Annotated in this window: 17 protein-coding genes; 13 read left to right on the forward strand and 4 right to left on the reverse strand. The window is 54.7% G+C overall.

Translation table 11 applies throughout. The features are described from left to right. Window positions 1–91 precede the first annotated feature (91 nt). The 3 genes from J0A68_RS21760 to J0A68_RS21770 form a co-directional block, all read right to left on the reverse strand. Window positions 92–646 (reverse strand): hypothetical protein, encoded by a 555-nt coding sequence (locus J0A68_RS21760; protein WP_206580369.1) that lies wholly within the window; start codon window positions 644–646, stop codon window positions 92–94. A gap of 201 nt (window positions 647–847) precedes the next feature. After that, a complete protein-coding gene (locus J0A68_RS21765; RefSeq protein ID WP_206580370.1) occupies window positions 848–5,062 on the reverse strand; it encodes a hypothetical protein in 4,215 nt (1,404 codons plus the stop codon). A 24-nt stretch (window positions 5,063–5,086) separates the two neighbouring features. After that, window positions 5,087–10,501 carry a hypothetical protein gene (locus tag J0A68_RS21770; RefSeq protein ID WP_206580371.1) on the reverse strand — a complete coding sequence of 1,805 codons (5,415 nt, stop codon included), beginning with the start codon at window positions 10,499–10,501 and terminating at the stop codon, window positions 5,087–5,089. 445 nt (window positions 10,502–10,946) lie between these two features. On the opposite strand from J0A68_RS21770, the gene J0A68_RS21775 reads away from it, so the two are divergent. The 7 genes from J0A68_RS21775 (at window position 10,947) to J0A68_RS21805 (ending at window position 17,777) form a co-directional block, all read left to right on the forward strand. Further along, entirely contained in the window at window positions 10,947–11,168 is a 222-nt protein-coding gene (locus J0A68_RS21775; protein ID WP_206580372.1) for a FeoA family protein, read from the forward strand. 3 nt (window positions 11,169–11,171) lie between these two features. Further along, a complete protein-coding gene (gene feoB, locus J0A68_RS21780; protein WP_206580373.1) occupies window positions 11,172–13,304 on the forward strand; it encodes a ferrous iron transport protein B in 2,133 nt (710 codons plus the stop codon). Window positions 13,305–13,471: 167 nt separating this feature from the next. Beyond that, on the forward strand, window positions 13,472–14,947 hold the full coding sequence (locus J0A68_RS21785; RefSeq protein ID WP_206580374.1) for a lipopolysaccharide biosynthesis protein: 1,476 nt from the start codon (window positions 13,472–13,474) through the stop codon (window positions 14,945–14,947). 431 nt (window positions 14,948–15,378) lie between these two features. Then, window positions 15,379–16,302 carry a universal stress protein gene (locus J0A68_RS21790; protein WP_206580375.1) on the forward strand — a complete coding sequence of 308 codons (924 nt, stop codon included), beginning with the start codon at window positions 15,379–15,381 and terminating at the stop codon, window positions 16,300–16,302. Window positions 16,303–16,404: 102 nt separating this feature from the next. Beyond that, window positions 16,405–16,950, forward strand: coding sequence for an RNA polymerase sigma factor (locus tag J0A68_RS21795; RefSeq protein ID WP_206580376.1), 546 nt, complete (start codon window positions 16,405–16,407; stop codon window positions 16,948–16,950). Between the two features lie 31 nt (window positions 16,951–16,981). After that, a complete protein-coding gene (locus J0A68_RS21800; RefSeq protein WP_206580377.1) occupies window positions 16,982–17,341 on the forward strand; it encodes a hypothetical protein in 360 nt (119 codons plus the stop codon). A gap of 4 nt (window positions 17,342–17,345) precedes the next feature. Further along, complete coding sequence (locus J0A68_RS21805) at window positions 17,346–17,777, forward strand: hypothetical protein (RefSeq protein WP_206580378.1); 432 nt, start codon at window positions 17,346–17,348, stop codon at window positions 17,775–17,777. Window positions 17,778–17,875: 98 nt separating this feature from the next. Here J0A68_RS21805 and mscL read toward each other — a convergent pair whose 3' ends face one another. Then, window positions 17,876–18,301 (reverse strand): large-conductance mechanosensitive channel protein MscL, encoded by a 426-nt coding sequence (mscL, locus tag J0A68_RS21810; protein ID WP_206580379.1) that lies wholly within the window; start codon window positions 18,299–18,301, stop codon window positions 17,876–17,878. Window positions 18,302–18,661: 360 nt separating this feature from the next. Here mscL and J0A68_RS21815 point away from each other — a divergent pair, with 360 nt between their 5' ends. The 6 genes from J0A68_RS21815 to J0A68_RS21840 all read left to right on the forward strand — a co-directional run bounded on the left by J0A68_RS21815 (window position 18,662) and on the right by J0A68_RS21840 (window position 25,720). Next, window positions 18,662–20,707 carry a S9 family peptidase gene (locus tag J0A68_RS21815; protein ID WP_206580380.1) on the forward strand — a complete coding sequence of 682 codons (2,046 nt, stop codon included), beginning with the start codon at window positions 18,662–18,664 and terminating at the stop codon, window positions 20,705–20,707. 99 nt (window positions 20,708–20,806) lie between these two features. Further along, window positions 20,807–21,178 (forward strand): methylglyoxal synthase, encoded by a 372-nt coding sequence (locus J0A68_RS21820; protein ID WP_206580381.1) that lies wholly within the window; start codon window positions 20,807–20,809, stop codon window positions 21,176–21,178. Window positions 21,179–21,180: 2 nt separating this feature from the next. Continuing rightward, a complete protein-coding gene (pfkA, locus tag J0A68_RS21825; RefSeq protein ID WP_206580382.1) occupies window positions 21,181–22,167 on the forward strand; it encodes a 6-phosphofructokinase in 987 nt (328 codons plus the stop codon). Between the two features lie 50 nt (window positions 22,168–22,217). Continuing rightward, window positions 22,218–22,907 carry an SIR2 family NAD-dependent protein deacylase gene (locus J0A68_RS21830; RefSeq protein WP_206580383.1) on the forward strand — a complete coding sequence of 230 codons (690 nt, stop codon included), beginning with the start codon at window positions 22,218–22,220 and terminating at the stop codon, window positions 22,905–22,907. Between the two features lie 369 nt (window positions 22,908–23,276). Beyond that, on the forward strand, window positions 23,277–24,389 hold the full coding sequence (locus J0A68_RS21835) for a serine hydrolase domain-containing protein (RefSeq protein WP_206580384.1): 1,113 nt from the start codon (window positions 23,277–23,279) through the stop codon (window positions 24,387–24,389). Further along, on the forward strand, window positions 24,386–25,720 hold the full coding sequence (locus tag J0A68_RS21840; protein WP_206580385.1) for a YfcC family protein: 1,335 nt from the start codon (window positions 24,386–24,388) through the stop codon (window positions 25,718–25,720). The genes J0A68_RS21835 and J0A68_RS21840 overlap by 4 nt, the downstream gene beginning before the upstream one ends. The last annotated feature ends 3 nt before the right edge of the window (window positions 25,721–25,723 follow it).

The raw sequence follows: 25,723 nt of genomic DNA on the forward strand, positions 1-25,723 counted from the left end.
TTAACGCAAAGAAGCCAGTGTCACCACTGGCTTCTTTTTTATGGCATTGTTTGGGAAGTAGCCTATCGGAACAAGCCAAAACCGGAACCTCTCAAGTCCCCTTCTCCAGCTGAAGCTTGTAGGTCACTCGCGCATCCACCCATTCCCGAGTTCCTTGGTCAAAAAAAGTCTGCTGCAACACTACCTCCAGTTCCTTCTCCGCATTTTCCAAAAGCCGGACTCCCTCCACTCTGATACTTTGGTGCAACTGATCCGGCTGGTCAAAATCAGGCGCCAAAGACCAGTCGAGGGACATTCGCCCATCGGCTGAGATATCGGCCCGTCTTCCGAAACTGCCATTTCCGAAACCCAGCTTGGGATCTTCTTCGGATTGGAACGGGATTGTAAACACCACTTGGGAATAGCCCACATTAAATTCCTGTGGACTGTAGAGTGACACAAAAATGCTCTGCGGCCAGATCCTCATAGACTCAAACTGCGACAAAAGATCCACGGCTGAGACCCCTCCTCCGGAAATGTCCATAGCCTGATCGGCCACAATGGACTGGACCACATACCTGCCAAAAACCGTCTCCGGTTCGGCCTCTTCCTGACAGGAAAAGGCAATCAGGCTCCACACGACAAAAAGCAACGGGATTTTCTTCATAGTAAGTTTAAATAGCTGATTTCTAATATAAAGAATCCAAACAAACTAAACTACCCATCCATTATACGAACGACTATTTTTTTTCAGAAACCTTGCGACAGAGCGTATCATTAGGGCGGGCAGTTTTTCCGGGCCAGTACATACCCAATCAAAAATACCCAGCCATTTGGCTGGGCATTTACATAGGGAGGGTTCAGCAACTTACTCGCAGGTAGGGCAACAAACAAAAGGTACCTTGGTAAGGGGTGATGTCCGCAGGATCCGGAAATGGCCGAGATGATCACCCAGCACTACCCGGTCGGGCGCGGGGGCAGCCCCCGGAGTCCGCACCGACTTGCGGGCCTCTGCCATGGCGACAGTTGCTTGGTCGTCGGCTGCCCGGGCTCTCTGTAGATTGAGGTGCTCGGCGATGTTGGTGATATTGCCAAAGACCTCCACGACCAGCACACTCAGGGGACTGTCCTCGGGAAGACCGAGGTCGATCAGGTATCCGGCGATCTCTTGGGAGGTAAACACCGCCGTACCCACGGGGTGGGTTTCCTTCAGATAGGCCAACAGCGTTGCCTTGGAGAGTTGGGGGGTAACTTTGAAAATACCCTTTTGGTAGTCTGGCAGCGCGGGTTGGAAGTAAGTCGTCTCCCTGAGCTGGTTGATTTCCTTGAGCTTTTTGGGATCGGTATTTACCTGCACGTCCACGCTCATCCTGCGCTCGGCAAGGAGGATATTTCGATAGTCCAGTCCGTCCGCTTGGTGTACTTGCGCATAGAGCAGCGTCCAGAGACTGGTGCGCGGAGGCTTGGAGGTGACGTTTTTGCCCTTGAACACCGCCTTGGCAAAAGGCGCCGAGACGTACATGTGGTTCTCGTTTCTGTTGAGCGAGCAAAGCAGGGTCGGCACCGGATGCTGCATTCCCGTCACGCGCTGCTCTCTTCCAAAGCGGCCCTGGGCGGTAGACCACAGATTACCTTTGGGCGTGCCCCCGATCACCTCAAAATCCTGAACGCTGGTAAATGTCTGCGACTCCAGCTCCTCGTCTTCCGCCTCCCGGTCTATGAAGTGCGCGTGCCCTACCCGAAATTCGTAGGTGAAAAACCCGAACATCTCTGGGCTTTCCGGATGCATGCCCGGAGGTATCGGCAACAGGTAGTGCTTGTCGCTGTCGGTGGATTTGACCATCATCTGCATGGCGTCTATGCCCGACTTGTCATCGCTCTGTCCCGGAATGATCCGTCGGATCACCTCGGGATCCAAGCTGAGGGAGGCCTCCTCCGGTGTCTCAAAGAGGTCAAAATCGTTGTTGGAAATCAGTTGGTCTGGCGCATTGGCGAGCATGCGGCAGAAGTAGGTGTCATCCGGGTTTTGGATAGCCTCTTCAAACTCCACCCAGAGAAAGCGCCTCCTGGCCTCTGACTGGCTGTAGTCCTCCGTTCTTTCATAGGGGGAAAAAGCCAAGCCTACACTGACGACCTTCGGTGTCTGTGCGGGGTTCAGCACGGTCGGCAGCTTGAGGAGATCCGTTGTGATTGAACCCGGATCGGCATGGCCTTTTTTCATTTTTGGCACCAGCGTGTACTCGGCCCACAGCTCGTCGGGAAGACGAAGCTGGGACGATGCGGGCTGTGTGCGTTCGTTTTTGGGTTCGAGTGCGTCGATGTAGATGATCCTCGTATAGTCCCGGTTGACATCGTCAAAGTTGTCGGGCTGCAGGGCCTCAAAGGACACGGTGTGCTTGAGCTCGATGTCGTCGAGGTACTCGTTGATGCGTACTTCTTTTTTGGGTTCTCTTCTGAAACGGTGTTTTCGCTGGATGACAAAAGCCACATCCTGGTGACCGTCCCAGCTCCAGTCCCGGTTGAGCTGATAGCTGAGGCAGGTGACCCAGTGGTAATACAGGTCGGCCTTGGTGGCAAAGGTGATGCTGCTTCCGTCCGGGGCGAGCGTATGGCGAATTCTGGCGCTGCAGCCAAATGCCACGCGTTCCCCTTTTTTGGCCATCAGGGTCAAACCCTTCGAGGCCAGCCCCAGGGAATCTGCCAGGCGCTTCACCACATCGGGCTGATCGTATTCGGATCTTTTTCGCAATCTCGCCCCCAAGGTGATCTGCTTCGCGGTGGGAATCGGGTCGGGCTTGAGGTAAAGGGCCTGGAGCTCTGGGATATTTTTGTAGGGCAAAAGCAACGCTTCCTCGTCGGTCGTCTCCTTGTAAAACATAAGCTGCTGCACCTTCCCGAAACGGCTGTCCTTGTCCTCGTCGCTGTCGATAATCCCAAAATAGACCTCTTCGGGCTGATCCGAAGAAGCCACAGCCCTTAGCGAAACCCTCACCTCACGACCCGTGGGAAGCACGAGGGAATTTTCGGACAATTGGTCGAACTCAAGTTTTTTGGAGAGAAAGGGGTCGGCCGCCTCTCCGAGATTGAGCACGGGTACGTCTAGGAACGTGATCGGCATGCTGATCTTCCCCGCAAAATCCTCTGGAAAATCCCATTCCCGAGAATACAGCGGGATGTAGCTGTCCCGGCCGGAGCGGCTGAGCTGGGTATCCATCCGGAGGGACTTGACCTCCACCAGGATCTTGATCTTTTGAACATCGGGATCAGGGAGGGCCGGCTTCAGCCCGGTAGGCCCAAAAGACAGAGCCTTCAGCATCGCAATCGGATCCTGCCCTGCCAGCTGGTACTTGTCTGTAAAGACCACCGCCGGATACTCCAGCAGAGGCCGCTCGATCTCCAGCACCACATTGTCTCCAAACTCCGTGTCGCCCGGATCCAGGGAATTAAAGAAGTCTACCTTGTGGGTCGTGTATTCCAGGGGCTTTTCTATCCGAAGCATGCCGGGGTTGACAAAGCGCTTAAACGAAACCGAGGTATCGGGACTTGGAGCTGGATTGAGGGGCTCATCAGCTAAGCTCGGACCACCCCCCGAGATATCGGCCAAACGGATACGGAATCGGTAGGTATTTCCGTAGCGGAGCTGCGTCTGGATTGCTCCCGGTACCAAGGTATTGTTTGGCGCCACTATTCCATCTTGTGGCTCATTTTGGCGCTTGCCGTTGACCTGGTCATTCTTGTAGATTTCGAGGGCATCCCGGTCTTCGGTAGAGAGGCTTTTCCCAATCCAATAGGCATAGTACATCGGCAGCCAATACCCATCGCTTTTTGGCCCGGCGATCTTGGTCGGATAGACCTGGTAGGGCAGCTCTGCGCTCTGGTTGGCAAAGCTAGCCGCCAAGCCGCCCTGTCCTCCATTCACCTGGATCACGTTGAGGCTTTCCCACTGTGCTCCGGGCGAGGCTTGCTGCACGTCGATATGATAGCCCATCACACCCAGAGGCGCATCCAGTCGCTTGTTGGAGCCGGGGGCGTCTCCGGGATTTTCGAGAATCTGCCGCAGGTACCACACCAGGATCTGCTCGTCGTCCCAGCCCATTCGAATCCCGGAGTCCGACTGGGGAGGCAGCCCGTCCGGCTTTTCCTCCAGCAGGTTTCCACTTTCGGCCTGGTTGGCATGAACGATCTTGGCAAACCCGTCGCTATACAGATGGGCTTCCAAAAACAGCTCATCCCAAGGCCCCACAGGTATGGGTTCGGTCAGCTCGGTGGATTTTTGATAAAGGACTGGAAAAAGCACCGGGGCAAAGACCGGCCTGTCCTCCCCGATCACCAGCTCGGGGATCTTGGACGCATAGCGCTTGACCAGTGGACCATCGGCCTTTTCCAAAAGTCCATTTTGAGCCAGTTCGTAGTCACTACCCACGATATCTGCGTAGAGGTAGCCGCCGTTTTCAAACCAATCCGGCTGCACTTCCAGCTGCACCTCGTAGATCATTCCGCAGGCTTTCGCCAGCAGGGGCTGACGCAGGATATTGGCGAAGACCTTTCCCCAACTCACGTTGTTTTTGGGAGAGTAGTTCTGGATGACCTCCACCTTGTCTCGGACTGCACAGTGGTAGGAGTCGTCCGTGACCGCATTGGGATGGCGGGGCTGGGTGAAATTAAACCGGTTTCGGTAGGAAAGCGGAAGGTATTTTTTGATCCCGCGCTTCCCGGCTTGTGCCAAGGGAACGGGATCGGGCATTTTGTCCGTATTGTCCGTGACCGTGAAGGTCCCCGAAATCTGCTGGAGCAGCGCCGCCTTGTTTGCCGCAGGGACTTCATTCACGTCCACGAGGATAGGCTTTCGGCTTGCCGCCGTGGCATTGCTCAGGGGAAAGTCATCGGTGCCCTTGACCACCGCCAGCTTAAATTTGGGCTGTAAGTTGGCAAATCCCGGCACTTGGGCAGGACTTGCCAGACCGGTAGGCCATGCGGCAAAGGGATCGCTATTTCGCGGCACCACGACAATATTGACAGTCAACACATTCGCAGTCAGTCGCTGCGGAAAGGTCATGAGGGTTAGGATTCTTCTTGGTTCCATTTCAAAAGGATTAAAGGAAAAAAATCAGGCGATTTGGCGCTGTTCCTGCCAGGTCTCTTCAAAGCTGATGTTGATGATAAAGGCAATGCTGATATCCAGGCCAAACGTGACAGATGCCGTGCAATCGGTCTTGTCCTGTGCGGGTATCCTCGTCACGGTGCCGCTGGCTTCGATATAGATCGTCACACTCACCAGTCCGCCCACCAAGCTCGCATGTCCTTTGAACATCATAAAGGCGGTCACGGAAATCTTCTCGGCAGAGGCGTAGATCTCGCAGCCGACCATGAAGGTGACGCTTACATTGCCGATCACCGGCAAGCCCACGGAGATCGAAGCCCCAAAGCCAAACTTCATGGTCAGGTTTGGCCCGACCTTCGTATCGCAGGCGATCTTCAGCTCCACGGCACCGATGGCATACACCGTCGCTCCACCCACAGTGACGCACATCACCTCCAGCCCGCCTTTGAACTGGATAAAGCCCCCCGCCGTGGGCAAAAGTTGGGTCGGGTCGGTAGTGACTTTCAGCGCGGCATTGAAATAGACTCCGAGCGCCAGCCCGGCTTCCAACCGCAGTGGACACTGTGGCGACTCATAGGCCTCCTTCACCGGAGGGAATCTTACCAGCGGGATCTCCTTGGTAGCCTCAAATTTGTACTCCCAAATCTCACCCGCATTGCTCATGGCGATCTTGAGGCCTTTTTTCAAGACCTCCGCATAGTTGCCTGTGGACATGGAAGCGAGCAGCTGGAGCAGGTCGATCACCGGCTGGAGCGCGTCGCTAAATTCTATCTCCGGGGTGGGAATGCCGTCGAGCTTGGTGGGGGTGTCAGTCCCGCCTTCGTAGCCCGACTCCTTGCCTTTTTGGGCATCAAAGTTCCCCTTGATCGTCATCAGCCGCTCAAAGGAACCTAAGTCCACCACCATGCCGACATTGTTCAGCCTGCTTTTCCAAGTGTCCTTGAGGTCATTGGCAAAAGAGTCCACATCAAAATTCAGCTTCGAATCGATGTAGGGCGTATTCTGCGGCTTGGTCTCTTTGGCTTTGTATTCGATATAGATCTTCAGCGCGTCCATATTCACCAGATAGAGCGGTTCGAAACTCGGCACATCGAAGGCAATCGCCTTGTTGAGCAAGTCATTGGCCTCCCCGGTCAACAGCTTGAAGCCTCGGTCTATCACTTCCCCTGCCTGCTCCTTTACCGCCAGCTCCATCAGTTCAAAGACCTGCCGGTCTCCGTCGAGGATCCCACTGGTCTTGAAGGCATCGATGGCGTTGCCGTTGGCATCCACGCCCGACAGCAGGGCCACAGCCTTGCCCAAGTTGGTATATCCGTCGCCGATGTTGGGAAAAATACTGCTGCTGTCCATCAGGCGGTAGGCATCCGCAAAAGCCGGGGGCGTCTTGCTGAGCAGCTTCTTTTTGTTAAACTCAAAGCTCGGCGTCAGGAAAAGCGCCTTTTGGGTGGCCGTGGTCTGAAGCAGGCCAAAATTCATCGTTGCCGCAACGGGGTTTCTGAGGATCTCCATGGGATGTGCGAGTCGCAGCAGCTTGCCGGTTTGCACGGCTGCCGGCAGGACATTGCCTTCCTTCCATGCCCCTTCCCTCACTACCGGCACGGGCACGTAGGTAGGAAGCTGGGTCACTTCCCCGGTGCCGGTCTCGTGCTGGACCATAGACCAGCTGCCGTCCTTGGGCAGCAGCACACTTCCCCGAGCTGCGGCAACAAAAATCGGGTCGGTCAGATCGTTGTTTTTCTTCACCGAAGCGGAGATGTCAAAGCGGGTGATCCGCATCATCTGCCCGGAATTGTTCAGGTTCATGACACAGTCAATGTCCCCTCCGATCTGTCCGCCCTGCAAGTCCAAGAGCGCCTTGAAGTGGGCTTTGGGAATCGTGATTCCCTGCGGCGCCAGCTGTACATAGCCGAGGATTTTCTTTGAGGGGGTCATGCCTCCCTTGTGTCCCTGGACCAGGTTATCGATTTTGATGTTTGCGTCAAACCAGACCGGAGCCAAAATCACGTCTTTGGTCACCACCTCGCCGGAGGTGTTTTTCACCCACTCCCCAAACTCGTCCACGTAATTTTCCCCAATCGGGACAGAAATCGCCTTGGGGACATTGTACTCGGCGATACTTCCATCTTCTTGGATATTGGTCACGTCAAACAGCCCCCTGATCGCACCGGTGTGTAGCTCGTAGGGCTCCACGGTCACCGTATGATAGATTGTGTTGCCCGATTCATCCACCCCTTGGGTAGGGAGGCTTTTGTCGATGTATTTGTAGCGGAAGTCAAAAAGCCCGTCCGACTCGGCCTGCCAGCCGCTGTCCGTGCGAAACACGTAGCCAGAACCTGTCCTGAACAATGTGATCGTCCTCACCACCCGGATGCCCCAGGGATAAAGAATGCTTTTCACCTGGATCACCTCGTGCCCAGTCCGACCCAGCATGATGTCAAACCTCGCCTGACTGGTCTCTGCAATGGCCGCGCGGGGACTCAGCCAGTTGCTGAAGGTACTCGCTCCGTAGCCGGAAAAATCGATCTTCGAGAGGGGGACGCCGCGTTTTTTGAGGATATGTGGCGTGGATTCATTTGTGAAAAACTCCCCGTTGAAAATCTTGGTGACGCTTCTCCCCAAGGTGCTGGTATTGGTCGGCTGTCCGTTCATACCGAGTATGTTGGCCAGCTGCACCGTAAACCCCTTAAACATGGGACTGTCCGGCCCGGCTCCCTGCATGGCGTCCTTGCCGTAGTCTTTTGCGATCGCACGGATCTGAATGCCGCCCACCATGTCGTTGGGGAAGCTCGGCTCGACCAGGTTGAGCTCGGGCTTCTCGGACTCCCGAGGCTCGTCATGGGAAAGCTCTGCCAAAGCCCTCAACCCAAAGGGGAGCGTAAACAGCGCATCCACTGGCGTTTTCTGGTTTTTGTATTGCTCCAGGGTGTAGTCCACCAGTGGTATCGGCGCGAGGGGAACCAGCCCGGCGTGATAGTTGGCGATGCGCGTCGGCCCGCCATCGTTGGGATAATAGTTGAAAAGCAACTGGGGGTCTCCCAGGACATTTTGTCCCGGAGGTGTCAAGTTGTACACCGGCTCCCACGCGACCTGGGGCAGCATAAAAAGCCTCGCCGCCGAGCCTGCCACCACCACTTCCATGCCTTTTACCCCAAAAAGCTGATTCGAAGTTTGCTCGATATGCGCCTCGTTTTCGGCCGTTCCCACGGCTACTCCGGTACGAACTCTCCGGAAAAAGGGAGTGCCCAAGCTGACTCCCATTTGGTTGGCGTTGGAACTGACATCGAGCAGGGCAAAAAATTCATTCTGGTACTTTTGCACATGGGGCACCAAGTGCTGCTCATAGGGCGGCAGCGGTTCCTGCTTGCTGATTCTGTTGGCAGAGGAAGTCGAGGCGGCTACCGTGGCGGTGGTCGCAGCTTTGGCGGTCACGCTGGCGGTACCGCTGACCGCGCTGGCTTGCAGCCCTCCTGACACGCCCAAACTAGCCCCCTGACCTTGCTGCCCGGCGGCCTCGTTGCCAAAATGGAAGCCTACCTTTACACTGTCCGGCTTTTCATCCACGGGCTTCTGTGAAATCTGGCAAACCAGCCAGGTGATTATCCCTTCAAATCCCCGATTTCCCTCTCCCCTTTGAAGCCTTTTCAGATAGGAAATATTGGCCAAGTAAGGGTCCGGCAGCGTGGGCAGGTAGCCCAGCAGCCCAAATACCAAGATCGTTTCGCTTCGGATGATCCTCGTCCAGTCCTCCGTACATTCCCCAAAAACCATCGCGCCATTGACCGGTGTCACGGTGAAGAGCGCGTTTTCCAGTGCCAGCGCAAGACTTTTGAACTTCGGCACCTTGTCATTGGGTAGTTTGTTGTCCCAGAGGATGTTGTCGTCGATGAGGTAAAGGATATTCTTGGCCTCCGTACCCGCCAGGATCAGGAGGCTGTCCTTGGTCTTCACGCCTACGGGCAGGCCATTGACCATCACAGGCCGATCTACATAGTGCACCGCATTGGCGGAGGCGACGAGGAGCTCGATTCCCTCAGCGAGGGAGTTGTAGAGAAAAGAGGTCTTCTTGCCCAGAAAAACGCTCAAGCTGGTGCCATGCTCATTTTGTCCGTCCTTCCAGTGGGCAAATTCCTGAAACGCCCCCTCCCCCTCGGCGAGCAGATCCGTGATCCCTATCCTTCCCGGATCGACCAGGAAGATCGGCGCCAAAAGTCTCAGGTTTTTGGCCTGTAGGCCTTTCCAGCTGCACTTCAGTCCGGTTTTTCCCTCCAGCATAAATCCCCCCGATCCCGCCACTTCCAGTGGGTTGTCCACATCTAGCTCCGCGGCAGGGATGGCCCAATAGGCCCCTTTGAGCGGAGCACTTTCCGAGAGCTCCATGAGCGGACTGCGCTGTTTGGCAGGCTTGACTTCCTGCTGGCTGCTCGCCATGGGAATCAGCAGGCGGCTGATCTGGGCGTGGTAGCTCGGAGCGGCATTTTTCTGTTGAAAAGCAAACTTTTGGGCATAGAGCTCCGCAGCCCCCTCGCCTACCAAGGCGATCTGGGCCTTCGTCGCCCCTGTGAAGGAAAAGGCAAACTTCGACGGAGTCTTCACCACTGCCGCCAAACCGTCCTTTCCATGTTTCTTTTTGGGTTCGGCGATCGGATCCGGCTGGGCAAGATCCAGGGAAACCTGCACGCCTGTCTGCGCGCCCAAAACCAGCTTTTCGTTTTGCAGGACGGGATTCTGGCTCAACTGAATCGTCCCAGAGCTTACCTTGAGCCCTGCATAGCGGTTGTTAGGCGCATTTGCGGCGAGCATATCGGCCCGTATCCAGACGCTTCCCGCTACGACTTTGTATTCTTTGGTCACTTCCACGGGCGGGCTGTTGACTGGCTTGACCAGCTTGGTCTGGAATTCGGCCTGGAAGAGGATCACGGGCAAGGCGCTGTTTTGCTGGTAGAGGCCCAGTAGCTTGACGACCTTATAAAAATCGATCAACACCAGGCGGCCGTCTTCCCTGAGCAGGGGGCCAACGGTCTTTTCCACCTTCGCACCGGCCGCCCAGGCAGGGACGCTGGTTTTGATTTGGGTAGTCCTCACCGGCACCTCCCTCACAAAAGGCCTCAGTTCCACTCCTGTGGCCGCTTTGGTCGCCACGGTCTTTTTCTCCTCGGCCTTCAGAGTTGCCTCCTCCACCTGCACCTTTTCCACGACTTCGCGGATCTTCTCCATCTGGGAGGGTTTGATCCGCTCCTTAGCAAACAGCTGTGAGCGCTCAAAGCTGAAAGACTCGGACTTGACCGTGAGGTCTTTGGACAGGAGCAGGCTTCGGGCAAAAAGAGGCAGACCCTCTTCCCAAAGCTTGGCATCCTGGGCGTCGCTGAGCTGAAGGTGCCCGAACACTTCAGCGAGTAAAGCACTTAACTGGTCTTTTTCCATCTGGTAAAAAATTGAGGGTTGAAAAAACTATTTCGCAATTGCCGTTTGATTGCCTAGCCCCAAGAAAAACCCGCTTCGAAATCGATTGAAAATTGAAAAATAGAGGATTCAATCTAACCAATTTTGCCTGGAAAGGCCAGCGAAACCAGGCGCTATTTTCTTGAAAACATTACTCTTAAGTCCGCTTTAGGAAAAAAGAAATAGGTATGCACGGGATATATGCAAACCGATATTCGAAAAACAACATAAATCCGACCGTTCTTATTCCGCAGTCCTTGCCCAAAAAGGCGCCGAAAAGCATCCGCGTATCGAGCAGGCGGGGGCCAGTTGTACCCCTCCGCCCGCTTTGGAGTCGTTGGATGGATTCTTTGGCGGGGAAAATCTTCTTTTTTTCCTTAGATTCATTCCAAATAATCCTATTTTTGCCGAAAGGAGAATTTGATCCATGACAGCTGACACCCTTCCGCTCAACAAATCCGGAAAAATTTTAGAGATATTGCCTTCCCCACTCAAGATCAACCTGATGGAACTGGGCTTCCTGCCGGGCAAAAAGATCACGCTCCAGCACCTGGCTCCCTCGGGCGGCCCCATGGCTTTCCGAATGGACGAAACTCTCCTGGCGCTTCGAAAATCCGAAGCTGCCCTGATCCGCGTCGAACAGATTTAATTCATGGCCGAAACTACCCTTTCTCAAAAGACCCTCACCTCGAGGATTGCTCTGGTGGGCAACCCGAATGTCGGCAAGTCCACGATCTTCAACTACCTGACCGGCCTCAACCAGAAAATCGGAAACTATCCAGGCGTCACCGTGGACAAAAAAACCGGCTCTGTCCAGATCAACGGCGAGAGCTTTGAGATCCTCGACCTTCCTGGGACGCACAGCCTTTTCCCCAACTCCGAAGACGAAATCATCGCCCATCGGGTGCTGAACCATACCCAGCTGGAGACCCGTCCCGACCATGTGCTCATGGTCATCGACTCCTCCCAGCTTTCCAGGGGATTGTTTCTCGCCTCCCAGCTGATCGACCTGGGGGTGAATCTGGCTATCATCCTCAACATGGCCGACTTGGCCCTGAAGAACAACATCGACATCAAGTCCTACGAGCTCTTCAGAGCGCTGGGCGTGCCCATCCTCTCCACCGATGCCCGAAACCAAAAGGGACTGGAGGAGGTCAAAAACCTGATCAGCCAGCGCAACTTCAGCAAGGCTCCCAACTTCATCGACATCCAGCAGGTGGTGCCGGTAGAGATGCTGGCTCAGGTCAAAGAGCGCTTTGCACTGGAAAACCACTACCAGGCCTATCAGATGATCCGCTTTGGCACCCGGGACAAGGCCGTCTCTGCCGAAAACCGAGCCTGGCTCGAAAACCTGGCCCAATCGGCCGATTTTGACCTGGAGGAAGCCCAACTCGAGGAGACCAAGATCCGCTACAAGAAGATCACCGAGATCGTCACCAAAGCGCTCACCAAAAAAACCGAACCCAAGCCCAAGTCCAACCTGGACAAGGTCTTCTTGCATCCCATACTGGGCTATGCGGTCTTCCTGGGCATCCTCCTGCTGATATTCCAGACGATTTTCACCTGGGCCTCCTACCCCATGGATCTGATAGACGGACTCTTTGCCGACATCAGCGGCTGGGCGTCCTCGGCTTTGCCTGACGGGCCGCTCACGCGCCTGCTCTCGGAGGGGGTGATTCCCGGCGTCGGTGGGGTGGTGATCTTCATTCCCCAGATCGCACTGCTGTTTGGCTTCCTGGCCATCTTGGAGGACACCGGCTACATGTCCCGGGTGGTATTCCTGATGGACCGATGGATGAGGCCTTTTGGCCTGCATGGCAAAAGCATCGTCCCACTCGTCTCCGGAGTCGCCTGCGCCATCCCCGGCGTGATGGCGGCAAGAAACATCTCCAACTGGAAGGAGAAGATGATCACCATCCTGATCACCCCGCTGATGAGCTGCTCGGCCCGACTCCCCGTGTACATCATCCTGATCGGACTCACCGTCCCCGACGAGGTGGTTTTGGGATTCATCAACCTACAGGCCCTGGCCCTGCTGGGACTGTATCTGTTGGGAATCGTCGGCGTATTTGGGACAGCCTTCGTGTTGAAGTTTATCCTGAAAACCTCCGAAAAGAGTTTTCTTCTCTCCGAGCTTCCGCCCTACCGCATTCCTCGCTGGGGAGATGTGGGCATCACGATGTTTGAAAAGTCCAAGACCTTTGTGATGGAAGCGGGTAAGGTCATTTTGGCCATTTCCATCGTGCTGTGGGTACTTGCGTCCTATGGCCCACCCGCTACCATGGACCAAATCCGCCAAGAAGGCGAGGCCCGTCTGGAAAACGTGAGCGATGAGGAGCAGATCGCCTTGATAGAAGCGGAGACGAGCTCCCTGCTTTTGGAAAACTCCTTCATCGGAATCATGGGAAGAGCCATAGAGCCCGCGATCCGCCCCTTGGGCTACGACTGGAAGATCGGCATCGCGCTCATCACTTCCTTTGCCGCGCGAGAGGTGTTCGTGTCCACCATGGCCACGATCTACAGCATAGGCGGGGACCTGGAGGATGAGCTCACCATCCGTGAGAAGCTTGCCCAGCAAATCAACGCCAACACGGGGGAAAAGACCTTCAATCTGGCCACCTCCTTTTCGTTGATGGTATTTTACGCATTCGCCATGCAGTGCATGAGCACCGTGGCCGTGGTGAAGCGGGAGACCAAAGGCTGGAAATGGCCTTTGATCCAGACCCTTTACATGAGCGTGCTGGCCTATGTCGGCGCGCTGATCACTTACCAAATCCTATCTTAAGCATGTGGCAGGAAATTGGCGTCGGTTTGTTGGTGCTTGGAGCCTTGGTCTTCTTGGGGAGAAAATATTTCCTCAAGTCCAAGAAGCAGCCGGGCTGTGACAAGTGTGCCAAGCCCTAAAAAACCGGGAATCCCCATGGATTCCCGGTTTTTTTCTACTTTTCGACCATGAGTAAGATCGCCCAGCAAAGCATCCAAACCACCGTTTTTTCCTACCTGGGCGTAGTATTGGGCTACATCAATGTCCTCTGGCTCTACCCCTTTGCGCTGGACGCCACCGAGTTGGGCACCTTTCGGACCATACAGGACCTCGGGCTGCTCTTCGTACCCTTTGCCCAGCTGGGTGTGGGCCACGGCATCACCCGCTTCTTCCCCCAGCTCGAGCAAAACCAATCCGCTTTTCTTTTCTACAGCCTCACGTTCTCCCTTTTTGGGTTCATCGCGGTCTCTGCTATCTTCTTTGGGCTGCAAGACCAGGTAGTCGGCTTGTTTGCCGCCAACTCACCGGAGGTGATCAACTTTCTGGGAATCGTCCTGTTGATCACGCTCTTTGCGCTGCTCAGCAGTGTCCTGGACGCCTACGGCAGGTCTTACCTCAAAGTCGCCGTGCCGACCTTTTTCCGGGAGGTATTCCTGAGGTTGCTGACTTCTGTCCTGGTGGCCGTGTACCTGCTGGACTGGATCAGCTTTGGGCAGGTGATGCAGGGACTCGTCGTGGTGTATGGGCTGGCGTTTTTTGGAGTATGGGGCTATTTGGCTTGGCTGGGAAAAATCCAGGTGGACTTCAACTGGAAAAGCTTTCCCAAAGGCTTCCGCTCCTCTTTCGTCCGCTTCAGCCTGGTCACTTTTTTGGCGACAGCCGCATCCACCCTGATCATGAAGATCGACAGCATCATGGTCAGCTCCATGGTGAGCTTGGAGGCCAACGCCATCTACTCCATCGCCTTCTACATGGCGCTGGTGGTGGAGCTGCCGCGGAGGGCCATCTCCCAAGTGGCCATGCCCGTGATCGCCGAGCATTTTGCAAAAAACGAACTTTCGGCCATCAACCGCCTGTACCGGCAGATCTCCAACCGCCAGCTCTACATCTGTCTGCTGCTGTTTGCCTTGATCTGGTGCAACATCGACAGCATCTACCATTTTGTGCCCAATCGGGAAATCTACCAAGCTGGCAAGTGGGTCGTCTTCTATATTGCGTTGGGAAAAATCTTCGACGTCGCCTTCTCGGTCAACGGGGAGATCCTGGTCTTCTCCAACTATTACCGCTTCAACCTTTCGCTCACCATCGCGATGAGCCTGCTGATCATCGCGATCAACTATTGGCTGATTCCGGTCTTTGGGATAGAAGGCGCGGCCATAGGCTCCGCAGCGGTGATGCTTTCCTTCAATCTGGTGAAATACCTCTACCTCAACGTGCGCATGGACCTCTCTCCCTTCAGCGCCGAAACGGGAAAAATCCTGCTGGCGGGTCTGCCGGCGTTTGGCCTGATGTTTATGCAGACAGACTTTCTCCACCCCGTTTTGCTGATGGCGGTAAAGTCGATTTTGGTTTTGGGGATTTTCTTGGGAATGTCCTGGCTGCTGGGACTCGGCAGGGAAGAGTGGCAGTGGATCAGGGCGAGGTTAAAAAAGTCCGGGCCTTAGAGTGTTACAAACCTCCGTACTGACAAGATTTGAGCTGCCTGAAATCCGCAAACTTCCACTGTTATCCTGCGTTTTGTGCGAGGTCCCGATAGCTATCGGGATGAGGCCTGTTTTTGGAGAGGGCTTCACTCGTAATTGTAATTAAATTGTGAAGTTTGAACAAGTCGGCGGCCCGGACACCACAAATATACGGGATCAAATCGGATGGGTTGGCCAATCCACCCAAGAAATAGGCAATCCATGGCCGGCAATTCCCCGCGATTGCCGCCGAAAAAAAAGACCCCCAAATTTTATTTCCCCCCGAAACATTTTGAATCCGGTCAGGATGAGGAATTTAAGCGCCCACTTATCAAAATCGGAATTTTATTTTGCGAATTTCTCGATAGATTATAGGTCTTCAAATAACTTTGCACCGCAAATCCTCGGCTACTATGTACCTGATTAAGAAATTGATTGTTTGCCTCGATCAAACTCCCCTGGATCAAACCCTGATCGAGCACGCCGCATTCATCGCCAAAGTCAATCAGACCAAGAAGATCTACTTCACCAACGTGATCAAGAATCTCTCGATCCCCAAGGAGGTACTGGAGGAATTTCCCAACCTGATCGAAAACATGATCAACGAGCGCAAGGAAGCCATGGAAAAGATGGTGAACGAGTACTTGCCGGAGATCAAGGGACTGGCCATCAGTTATGTGGTGAAGGAGGGCAATCTTTCCAAAAAAGTGCTGAAGCTGGCTGAGGAAAAATCCGCCGACATGATCCTGATCGGCAGAAAAGTCGAGCTTCCCGGGACCGGAGTAGCTTCGCAGAGACTCGCGCGCCGGGCCAGCTGCTCCCTGCTTATCGTGCCCGAGGGCTCCAAGCCAAGGATATCCAAACTGTTGGTTCCCAGTGATTTTTCGGACTACTCCAAAGATGCCCTCGAAGAAGCGATCATGATCGCTGCCAGGCACGGTGGACAGGCGGAGATCGTCTGCCAAAATGTATTTACCGTGCCTACAGGCTACCATTTTACCGGCAAAAGCTACGAGGAGTTTACCGAGATCATGAAAATGCACGCCGAAATCAACTACCGGAAGTTCATCCGTAAGATCGACACCAAGGGCATCAAGATCACCCCGATCTACACCAAGGACGATGACGACGATCCCGTGCAGGAGATCGTGGCCAAGGCGATGGAGATCGAAGCAGACGCGATCATCATCGGAGCCAAAGGCCGCACCGCAGCGACGGCCCTGTTCATCGGCAGCATGGCGGAGCGCCTGATCCAGTTCAACGACAGCCTCCCACTGCTCGTGACCCGGCCAAAGGGCAAAAATGCCGGAATCCTCGACTATATCCTGGAAATCTGACGCAGCACAATCGGCGATGTCGGAGAACCTGAATGCCGACATTGACAGAAGTCTGACACTTTTTTAAACCTTCTTTCATTCCCCAAGTCTAATGACCCGAGAATGAACCAAACCGATCAACAAATACTGGAGCAGATCCGCTCTCCGTTTACCCGGGAGGTGGGCTTCAGGCAATTGATCGAAACCTATCAGCGGAAAGTCTACCACGTCATCCGCCGGATGGTCCTCATCCACGAGGATGCCGATGACCTGACCCAAAACACCTTCATCAAAGCTTACCGCAACCTGGACAAGTTTGAAGGGAACTCCTCCCTCTTTACCTGGCTTTACCGGATTGCGACCAATGAGTCCCTGAGTTTCTTGGAGAAAAAGAAAAAGCGCTTTTTCCTCTCCCTAGACGACCATCAGGAAAAGATGGAATCCTACCTCGATCAGCAGGGCGGGCTCAACGGAGACGACATTCAGCTCCGCCTCCAAAAGGCATTGCTCAAGCTTCCCGAGAAGCAACGACTGGTCTTTCATCTCAAATACCAGGAGGAACTGACCTACGAACAAATGGCCGAGATCACGGGCACCAGCGTGGGTGCGCTCAAGGCGAGCTATCACCACGCGGTCAAAAAAGTAGAACAATATGTGCTTTCAGAGTAAACTTTATCCTTGTACCCAAGTCTAACTCACGATGAATCAACTGCCGAAACTCAAAGATTTCCAGGCGCCTGAGGGCTACTTCGAACGCCTTCCCGACCAAATCCTGACCAGGGAAAAGGGGCGGAAGTTTTCCTTTCCCGTCCCCTACGCCGCCGCGGCCGCAGTCCTGATCGGATTGGGACTTGCCTGGCAGCTGGGATGGTTTAGCCCGGAGCCGCAGCTCCTGAGCCTGGACGAGGAAGCGCAGCTGTATATCGACAGCCAGGTCTGGACGGCCGAGGACGTCCTCACGCTGTCCGATGACCCCAATGCCCTGCTGGACCAGATCATCGCCGAGGAAATGCCCGTGTCCGATGATGTCTGGCTGGAAAACGAACTAACTTGGTTTTAATCCTATGAAAAAATACCTCCCTCTATCTATCGTACTCTTCCTTGGCCTCGTTTGGAATGCGCTGGCGCAAAGGCCACCCGTGGACCGGGAGAAACTGGAAGCAGCAAGAATCGCCTTCATCACCACACGGATCGACCTCAAGCCTGAGCAGGCGGAAAAATTCTGGCCCATCTTCAACGAGTTTAGCGACTCTCGCGAAAACACCATGCGCCAAATGTCCGCCTTGGGCAAAGACCTCGAAAACATCAGCGAGGAAGAGGCCAAATCCAGAATCCAAAAACGCCTACAGCTCCAAGGCGAGCTGCTCAAGCAAGAGCAAAACTTCGTGGGTGCGGCTTCCAAAGTACTCAGCTCCAAGCAAATCCTGATGCTCAACAATATAGCCCGCGACTTCAACCGGCATCTCTATCAGCGTAGCCGGGACGAACGGAAGTAGGCCCAAGCTAGGAAGGTCCATTTTATTTGGCTTTAGCTCTCTCTGGGGCTAAGCTGGAGCAGCAAAAAGGCCCCGAAATCACTTTCGGGGCCTTTTTGTTATTGTTTTTTCAGCAGGTCTCTGATCTCCTCGAGCAGCTTCTCGGTAGGAGTAGGCCCCGGAGGCGGTGGCGGCGGCGCAGCTTCTGCCTCTTTCTTCCTGTTCATCCGGTTGATCCCTTTGATCGCCAAGAAAATCACAAATGCGATGATGATGAAGTCAACGACATTTTGGATAAACATCCCATAGTTGAGCGTCACGGCGGCGACCGCTTCTCCGGCGGCATCGACGGTCTCCTCTTTGAGCACCAGTTGCAGATCTTTGAAATCCACTCCTCCTACCAGCAGGCCAATCGGAGGCATGACCACGTCGTTGACAAAAGACGACACGATCTTCCCAAAGGCACCGCCGATGATCACACCGACAGCAAGGTCTATGACATTGCCTTTGACGGCAAACTCTTTAAACTCTTTCAATAATCCCATAAAGTATAAGGTTGGTTGAAGTATAGATCAATATTCTGAAAATTACGCTCATGTGCAACAGCCCCTTCAAATTTCATGATGGTAAAGACAAAAATCCGCGATGGAATGGAAAACTTTGAACCATGCCCATTGATTTTTGATTAACCTTGCAACAAAATCTGATTATCCGTTTTTATGCCAGTAGGCAAAGTGACAATCTGAAGGAATGCTAAAATTGGGGCTTTGCCCTACTTCGGTCTTCGGTCATCGCCTGCCCGACGTGTCGGGGTCTTCCAGCCTGTCTGCTCAGGCAGGCCGGGTGAAGAAGTAAATTCGCTTACTGGTAAGATTGCGGATAATCATGCAACAAAATCACCCTGCATGAAAGCACCCGTAGCTCCACAAAAACCCCTGCTTTTAGAAACCCACGGCCACCAAAGAACCGACAAGTACTACTGGATGAACGAGCGGGAAAACCCGGAGGTCATCTCCTATCTGGAGGCGGAAAACGCCTATACCAAGTCGGTTATGAAGCCTACGGAGGACTTCCAAAAGGAGCTTTTTGAGGAGATGAAAGGGCGAATCAAGGAGGACGACCAGACCGTCCCCTACTTCAAGTCAGGCTATTATTGGTATGTGCGCTACCAAAAAGGTGGGGAGTACCCCATCTATTGCCGAAAAAAGGATTCGCTCGACGGACAGGAAGAAATCATCCTGGATGTCAACGAACTAGCCAAAGACAAGCCCTTCTACCAAGTCGGGGGTACCGCCACCACTCCCGACCAAAACATCCTGGCCTTCGCCGCCGACGAGGTGGGGAGAAGGATCTATACCATCTGGTTTAAAAACCTGGAAACAGGGGAGATCTACCTGGAGCCCATCCCGGAGGTGACGGGCAACTTTGTGTGGGCGGCCGACAACCAGACGCTTTTCTACTCCAAGCAGGACCCCGACACGCTGCGCTCCCACAGAATCTACAAGCATCGGCTCGGAACGGACAGCCAGCTGGACGAGCTGGTCTTTGAGGAAAAAGACGAGGAATTCTCCTGCGTCATGCACAAGTCCAAAACGGAACAATACCTCTTCATCCACTCCGAAAGCACCATTTCCTCCGAGATGCGTTTTCTGGAAGCCGACAAGCCGGATGGGGAGTTTCGGATGCTACAGGAGAGAGTTCCTTTCTTGGAATACGCCGCCGACCACTACAAAGACCACTTTTGGATCAGGACCAACGCCGACGCGCAAAACTTCAAGCTGGTCAAAGCCCCTATCGCGGCTCCCTCAAAGGAAAACTGGGTGGACGTGATCCCGCACCGGCCGGAAGTATTGCTGGAGGATTTTGACCTCTTCTCCCGCTACCTGGTCACTCAGGAGCGCTCCAATGGCCTCACGCAAATCCAGGTTCAGCCTTGGGAAGGGCGGGGTTTTGCGCTCCAGTTTGACGACGAAACCTACACCGCCTGGATCAGCACCAATCCCGAGTTTGACACCGACCTGCTGCGCTTTGGATACAACTCCCTGGTGACTCCCAGCTCGGTCTTTGACTACCACATGATTTCGGGAGAAAAAACATTGCTCAAACAGCAGGAAGTGGTAGGAGGCTATGACCAAAACCTCTACCACTCGGAGCGCATCTGGGCAACAGCAGCCGACGGCACGCTCGTCCCCATTTCTCTCGTCTATAAGAAATCCCTCTTTTCCAAAGACGGAAAAAGCCCCCTTCTCCTCTATGCCTACGGCTCCTATGGCTACAGCATGGATGCTTACTTCTCCAGTAACCGCCTCAGTCTGCTGGATCGGGGGGTTATCTTTGCAATAGCCCATATCCGTGGGGGGGAAGATCTCGGCAGGCACTGGTACGAGCAGGGCAAGATGCTACACAAGCGCAACACGTTTACCGACTTCATCGCCTGCGCCACCCATCTTATCGGAGAAAACTACACCTCCGCCGACCACCTCCACGCCATGGGAGGAAGTGCGGGAGGCCTGCTGGTCGGCGCGGTGATCAACATGCGGCCGGAGCTTTTCAAGGGTGCCATCGCCAACGTCCCCTTTGTGGATGTGGTGACGACCATGCTGGACGAAAGCATTCCACTGACCACGGGCGAGTTTCAGGAGTGGGGCAATCCCAAGGACAAGGAATACTACGACTACATGCTCTCCTACTCCCCTTACGACAACGTGGAGGCCAAGGCCTACCCCAACCTGCTGGTAACCTCCGGGCTCCACGACTCCCAAGTCCAGTATTGGGAGCCGACCAAGTGGGTCGCCAAACTCCGCGAGCTCAAGACCGACCAAAACCTCCTCCTGCTGGAGACCAATATGGAGGCTGGGCACGGCGGCGCCTCGGGGAGGTTCAATGCGCTGAAGGAACTGGCCTTGGAATATGCCTTTTTGTTAATGTTGGAAGGGAAAACGAAACACTAAACCTGCCTCACCTGTGGGAGGCAGCACTATAAAGTCAAGGTCTGAGACCTGAAACGCGAAATTTTCCTAACTTTGACCTAAACCTATTATCACCTGTTCATGAAAATCGCCCTGATCGCCCATGACGGAAAAAAAGCCGACATGGTACACTTTTTAACCGGATTCCGGGAAGCCCTCCATCGGACTGATATCGAGCTGGTTGCCACCGGCACCACCGGCTCCCATATCGAGAGATCGGGATTTGAGGTGGAGCGCCTGCTTTCCGGTCCACTGGGTGGCGATGCGCAGATCGCTGCTTTGGCAGCCGAAAAAAAGCTCGCCGCCGTGATCTTCTTCCGAGATCCTCTGGACAAGCATCCCCACGAGCCGGATGTACAGATGCTGATGCGGATATGTGACGTACACAATATCCCTTTGGCCACCAACCCCGCCTCCGCGGCACTCATGTTTAAAGCCTTAACACAATCTTAAAAATGGAAGCCAAAACCATCAAAAAAATCGGTGTACTCACCTCCGGTGGAGACGCGCCGGGAATGAACGCCGCCATTCGCGCAGCGGTCAGAGCCGGTTTCTACTACAACCTGGACATGTACGGGATCTACCGCGGCTACGAGGGCATGATCCAAAATGACATCAAAAAACTCGACTCCAAAAACATCACCCACGTTTTGGAGCGGGGAGGCACCTTTCTCAAGTCAGCGCGAAGCGAAGAATTCCGCACGCCGGAAGGGCGCAAAAAAGCCTACGAAAACCTCCAATCCCACGGCATCGATGCGCTCGTGGTGATCGGCGGGGACGGATCCCTGACCGGGGCCCATCTGTTTTTCCAGGAGTATGGCATTCCGTCCATCGGCCTTCCCGGCACGATAGACAATGACCTCTCCGGTACTGACTCGACGATCGGCTTTGACACCGCCTGCAACACGGCCATCGACGCCATCGACAAAATCCGTGATACGGCCACTTCCCACGACCGTCTGTTCTTTGTGGAAGTGATGGGCCGAGACGCAGGCTTCATCGCCATCAACGCGGGCATAGGAAGCGCCGCGGCGGCGATCCTGATTCCAGAAAACAAGACTCCTATCGAGAATCTGGTCGAAAAACTCAAGTCCAGATCCAAAGCGATGAAGGCTTCCAACATCGTCATCGTAGCCGAAGGCGGCAAAAGTGGCTCTGCCCAGGAGATTGCCGACAAGGTGAAAAAATTCCTCCCCTACTATGACATCAAGGTGACCATCCTCGGCCACCTGCAGCGGGGCGGGGCTCCCTCGTCCTTTGACCGCCTGCTCGCTTCCAAACTGGGAGTAGCCGCCGTCGAAGGACTCATGCAGGGCAAGTACGATGTGATGGCAGGGATGATCAACAATAAGGTCGTCTTCACCCCCATCGTCAAGGCCATCGTCGATGACAAGATCGTGGATGAGGAAGACCTCAGAGTCGCCAACATTCTTTCTACCTAATCCGACCACACCCGAGGCCCCAAGCTTCGGGTTTGTTTTTTCTGCCCACCATGAAGCAAAAACTGGTAGTGCTCTCCGGCGCCGGAGTCTCGGCCGAAAGCGGCATCCGGACGTTTAGGGACAGCAATGGCCTTTGGGAAAACCACGATATCACGGAAGTCGCCTCGCCCGAGGGCTGGAGAAAAAACCGGGATCTGGTCCTCGATTTTTACAACCAGCGCCGCCGGCAGGCCAGAGACTGCCAGCCCAACGAGGCCCATCTCGCCTTGGCCAGGCTGGAGGAGCACTATGACGTGCAGATCATCACCCAAAACGTCGACGACCTCCACGAACGAGCGGGCTCCACCCAGGTGATCCACCTCCACGGCGAGCTCTCCAAAGCCCAGAGTTCCGTCGACCCCAGGCTGGTCTATACGCTCGATCACTGGGAAATCAAGCCTGGTGACAAATGTGAAAAAGGCAGCCAACTCCGGCCTTTCATCGTTTGGTTTGGCGAGGCGGTGCCGATGATGCTACCTGCGATGAAGCTGGCCGAAAAGGCCGACATCTTCTTGGTATTGGGCACCTCCATGCAGGTCTACCCGGCGGCGAGCCTGATCGACTATGTCCCAAAAAGCGCCAAAAAATTCCTCATCGACCCACAAGTCCCTGACTTTCGGCTGGACAGGGAGGTGGTAGTGATCCAAGAAAAGGCCACCCTGGGCATGAAAACCTTGGAAAAACTGCTTTTGAGCCACTAAACAAGAGCCTTGTCCGGAAGTCTTGAACCCAATCCTTTCAATTTTTTTTCGAGCTTTTGGATGTTTGTTTGCCGCACCTTCGCAGTCATGCACCTAGCCAAATAGAATCATCTTCCGCGCGCATTTCCACTGGCAGCGGAAGGTTGTCTATGGACTGCGGACGAGTATCCGCAATGGAATTCTGTGCGGAATGGGTCAAAAGCAACATTGCGGATACTCATATTTTGTTCTACCTTAAGAAACTGATTGACAGGACGGCTAGACTAGTCCTTCATTTTTCCTCGGCCCAAATAACATGAAGTCAGCGATTACCATGATGGAGGCGAAGGCCTCTGCTTTTTCTTTTCCCACAGCCCCTCTACTCCAGTCATGAACTGGAAAATCAAATACGCCATCTTGGGTCTGGCTTTTTGGCTCCTGCTGTTTTTGGGATGGGAATGGTGGCGCAGCTATCCCAAGGTCAGACCAGTCCCGGTCGTCCATCCAGAATCCTTGGAGGGAAAAATCGATTCGGTCCTGCTCCGAGCTCTTGGTGATCTGCTGATTCCCGGACTGGCTGTGGGCGTGGTGGAAGACCAGAAAGTCATCTACCTCAAGGCCTTTGGCTACCTGGATCTGGAAACCAAAGACAGCCTCTCGGTGCAAAGCCAGCTTCCTGTTGCATCCGTTTCCAAGCTCTTTACGGCCCTTGGCCTCGCAAAGCTAGGCCTGGAAAGCGGATTCCCCGTCGACACCACCCTCAATGCCCTCCTGCCAAGAGGCAAGCAACTTCCCCGGGAGTTTGACGGAATCTCGCTGCGGGATCTGCTAAGGCATGCCTCCGGGCTCTCGGACTCCCGAAGCATCAGAAATCTCCTGCTCGGGGAAGAAAAACGCAAGCTCAACCTTCTGCCTGAGTACCTGCCTACTCCCGACTTGGACAACAAGGGATACCAGTACGCAGACATCAATTTTGACCTGCTGGGCTATGCCATGGAAAGCAAGGCAAAAAAGCCGTTTGAAGAGCTGATCCGGGAAAGCACGCTGAAGGCAGCCGGTATGGAAACAAGTCATTTCCCTTCCGCACGGCCCCTCGGCCCAGCGCAAGGCTACAAGCGTACCTTTCTTTGGAAAAGGCTCCAGGCCACGGACCTGAAGCTAGAGCGCTACCCTTCCCCCTCCTCCGGCCTGCTCGTGAGCCCTGAGGAGCTGTCCAAGGCCCTGCTCCATCTTTGCCGGGGAAATATGGGGGCCTTTGACAAGGAACTGGGCTGGCTTCAGGGCAAGTCTGACCTGCCGGCTGGGTTCCAGAAAATCACGCTCAACGGGAGCGTTTTCTTGGGCCACTTTGGGGAGCAGGGTGGCTTTAGCGCTATCTTGGCGTACTCCCCGGAGCTGGAGCTGGGCCTTTTCCTCCTCGCCAATGCGGAGGACAAAGCGGACTTTCGAAAGCTGCTTTCCTCCGAAATCCTCACCCTACTCAGCTCCGACCACAGCCAATGAAACTCTCCTTTCCCCACCCCATGGTGATCCTCTTGGGCATCTTGGCCCTGGCCGCGCTCTCGACGTTTGTCATCCCGTCGGGAAGCTTCGAGCGCATGCTGGATGAAGAGTCCGGGCGGGAGATCGTGGTGCCGGGCAGCTACCAGCTTACCGAAGACCGCAGCATCAGTCTCTATGACGCACTGGGCTCCGTTCCGGAGGGCATCATCCTGGGCGCGGATATCATCGTGCTGATCCTGCTGATCGGCGGGGCTTTTTATGTCATCGAAAAGACCGGGGCCCTGCAAGTAGGCATCGAAGCCTTGGTTTATCGCTTTCGCCGCAGCCAGTCCCTCCTGTTGGTCGTCTTCAGCGCAGTGTTCTTTTTGGGTGGGGTGAGCTTTGCCATGCAGGAGGAGATCATCGCGATGGTGCCTATTTTGGTGTTGCTTTCGCGCAAAATCAACTACGACCTGCGAGCGATTATTTCCCTCTCCCTCGGTTCTTCGCTGGTGGGAGCGGCCTTCTCCCCAATCAATCCTTTTGGCTCTCTGCTGGCCCAGCAGATCGCCGAGTTGGACTTTGGACAGGGCTTTGCGTACCGCATGGTCTTCCTGGTCTTGGCCTTTGTGAGCTGGACTTTTTTCCACCTCCGATTGGGAAAATCAAAGCAAAACCTGGACGAAAAGACGGAGTTTTCCCCAGTAAAAATCTCACGGCCCCACGCCCTGATCCTGCTCCTCACGGGTGTGGGTATGGTACTCATGCCCTGGGGTATCATCCAGCGTGACTGGGGGTACAATGAAATGTCCGCCTTGTTTTTCGTCATCGGAATCGCCAGCGGGCTCATTGGCAAAATGGGCGTAAACGGCACCGCAAGAGCCTATTCACAGGGGTTTTCCGAAATGATATTTGCAGGCATACTCATCGGATTGGCGCGTAGCGTTTATTTGGTTTTGGAAAAAGCACAGGTGATCGACACCCTGATCCAAGGCTTGTTTTCGCCACTCGAAGTCCTGCCTTCCACCCTGGCCACGATCGGCATCTTTGTGAGCCAAGGACTGATCCACGGCCTGGTCCCCAGTACCTCGGGGCAGGCGGTGCTGACGATGCCGCTATCCGCTCCCCTGCTGGACCTTCTCGGTCTTTCCCGACAGGTGGCCGTTCTCACCTACCAGTATCCCGCCGGACTGATGGATATCATCATCCCAAACAATGGGGGCATGATGGCCGTCATCGCCGCGGCGGGGGTGGCCTACGACCGCTGGATAGCCTATGTTTGGAAAAGCTTCCTGCTCCTTTTGGGCTTGGGTTTGATATCCGCGATCCTTGCCTTATTTTGGTTTGCCTAAATC

The sequence above is a fragment of the Algoriphagus oliviformis genome (assembly GCF_017254915.1).
GTDB lineage: Bacteria > Bacteroidota > Bacteroidia > Cytophagales > Cyclobacteriaceae > Algoriphagus > Algoriphagus oliviformis.

Coding starts and splice junctions, on each gene's coding strand:
- J0A68_RS21760 (WP_206580369.1), bottom strand. CDS start 646: ATGAAGAAAATCCCGTTGCTTTTTGTCGTGTGGAGCCTGATTGCCTTT.
- J0A68_RS21765 (WP_206580370.1), bottom strand. CDS start 5,062: ATGGAACCAAGAAGAATCCTAACCCTCATGACCTTTCCGCAGCGACTG.
- J0A68_RS21770 (WP_206580371.1), bottom strand. CDS start 10,501: ATGGAAAAAGACCAGTTAAGTGCTTTACTCGCTGAAGTGTTCGGGCAC.
- J0A68_RS21775 (WP_206580372.1), top strand. CDS start 10,947: ATGACAGCTGACACCCTTCCGCTCAACAAATCCGGAAAAATTTTAGAG.
- feoB (WP_206580373.1), top strand. CDS start 11,172: ATGGCCGAAACTACCCTTTCTCAAAAGACCCTCACCTCGAGGATTGCT.
- J0A68_RS21785 (WP_206580374.1), top strand. CDS start 13,472: ATGAGTAAGATCGCCCAGCAAAGCATCCAAACCACCGTTTTTTCCTAC.
- J0A68_RS21790 (WP_206580375.1), top strand. CDS start 15,379: ATGTACCTGATTAAGAAATTGATTGTTTGCCTCGATCAAACTCCCCTG.
- J0A68_RS21795 (WP_206580376.1), top strand. CDS start 16,405: ATGAACCAAACCGATCAACAAATACTGGAGCAGATCCGCTCTCCGTTT.
- J0A68_RS21800 (WP_206580377.1), top strand. CDS start 16,982: ATGAATCAACTGCCGAAACTCAAAGATTTCCAGGCGCCTGAGGGCTAC.
- J0A68_RS21805 (WP_206580378.1), top strand. CDS start 17,346: ATGAAAAAATACCTCCCTCTATCTATCGTACTCTTCCTTGGCCTCGTT.
- mscL (WP_206580379.1), bottom strand. CDS start 18,301: ATGGGATTATTGAAAGAGTTTAAAGAGTTTGCCGTCAAAGGCAATGTC.
- J0A68_RS21815 (WP_206580380.1), top strand. CDS start 18,662: ATGAAAGCACCCGTAGCTCCACAAAAACCCCTGCTTTTAGAAACCCAC.
- J0A68_RS21820 (WP_206580381.1), top strand. CDS start 20,807: ATGAAAATCGCCCTGATCGCCCATGACGGAAAAAAAGCCGACATGGTA.
- pfkA (WP_206580382.1), top strand. CDS start 21,181: ATGGAAGCCAAAACCATCAAAAAAATCGGTGTACTCACCTCCGGTGGA.
- J0A68_RS21830 (WP_206580383.1), top strand. CDS start 22,218: ATGAAGCAAAAACTGGTAGTGCTCTCCGGCGCCGGAGTCTCGGCCGAA.
- J0A68_RS21835 (WP_206580384.1), top strand. CDS start 23,277: ATGAACTGGAAAATCAAATACGCCATCTTGGGTCTGGCTTTTTGGCTC.
- J0A68_RS21840 (WP_206580385.1), top strand. CDS start 24,386: ATGAAACTCTCCTTTCCCCACCCCATGGTGATCCTCTTGGGCATCTTG.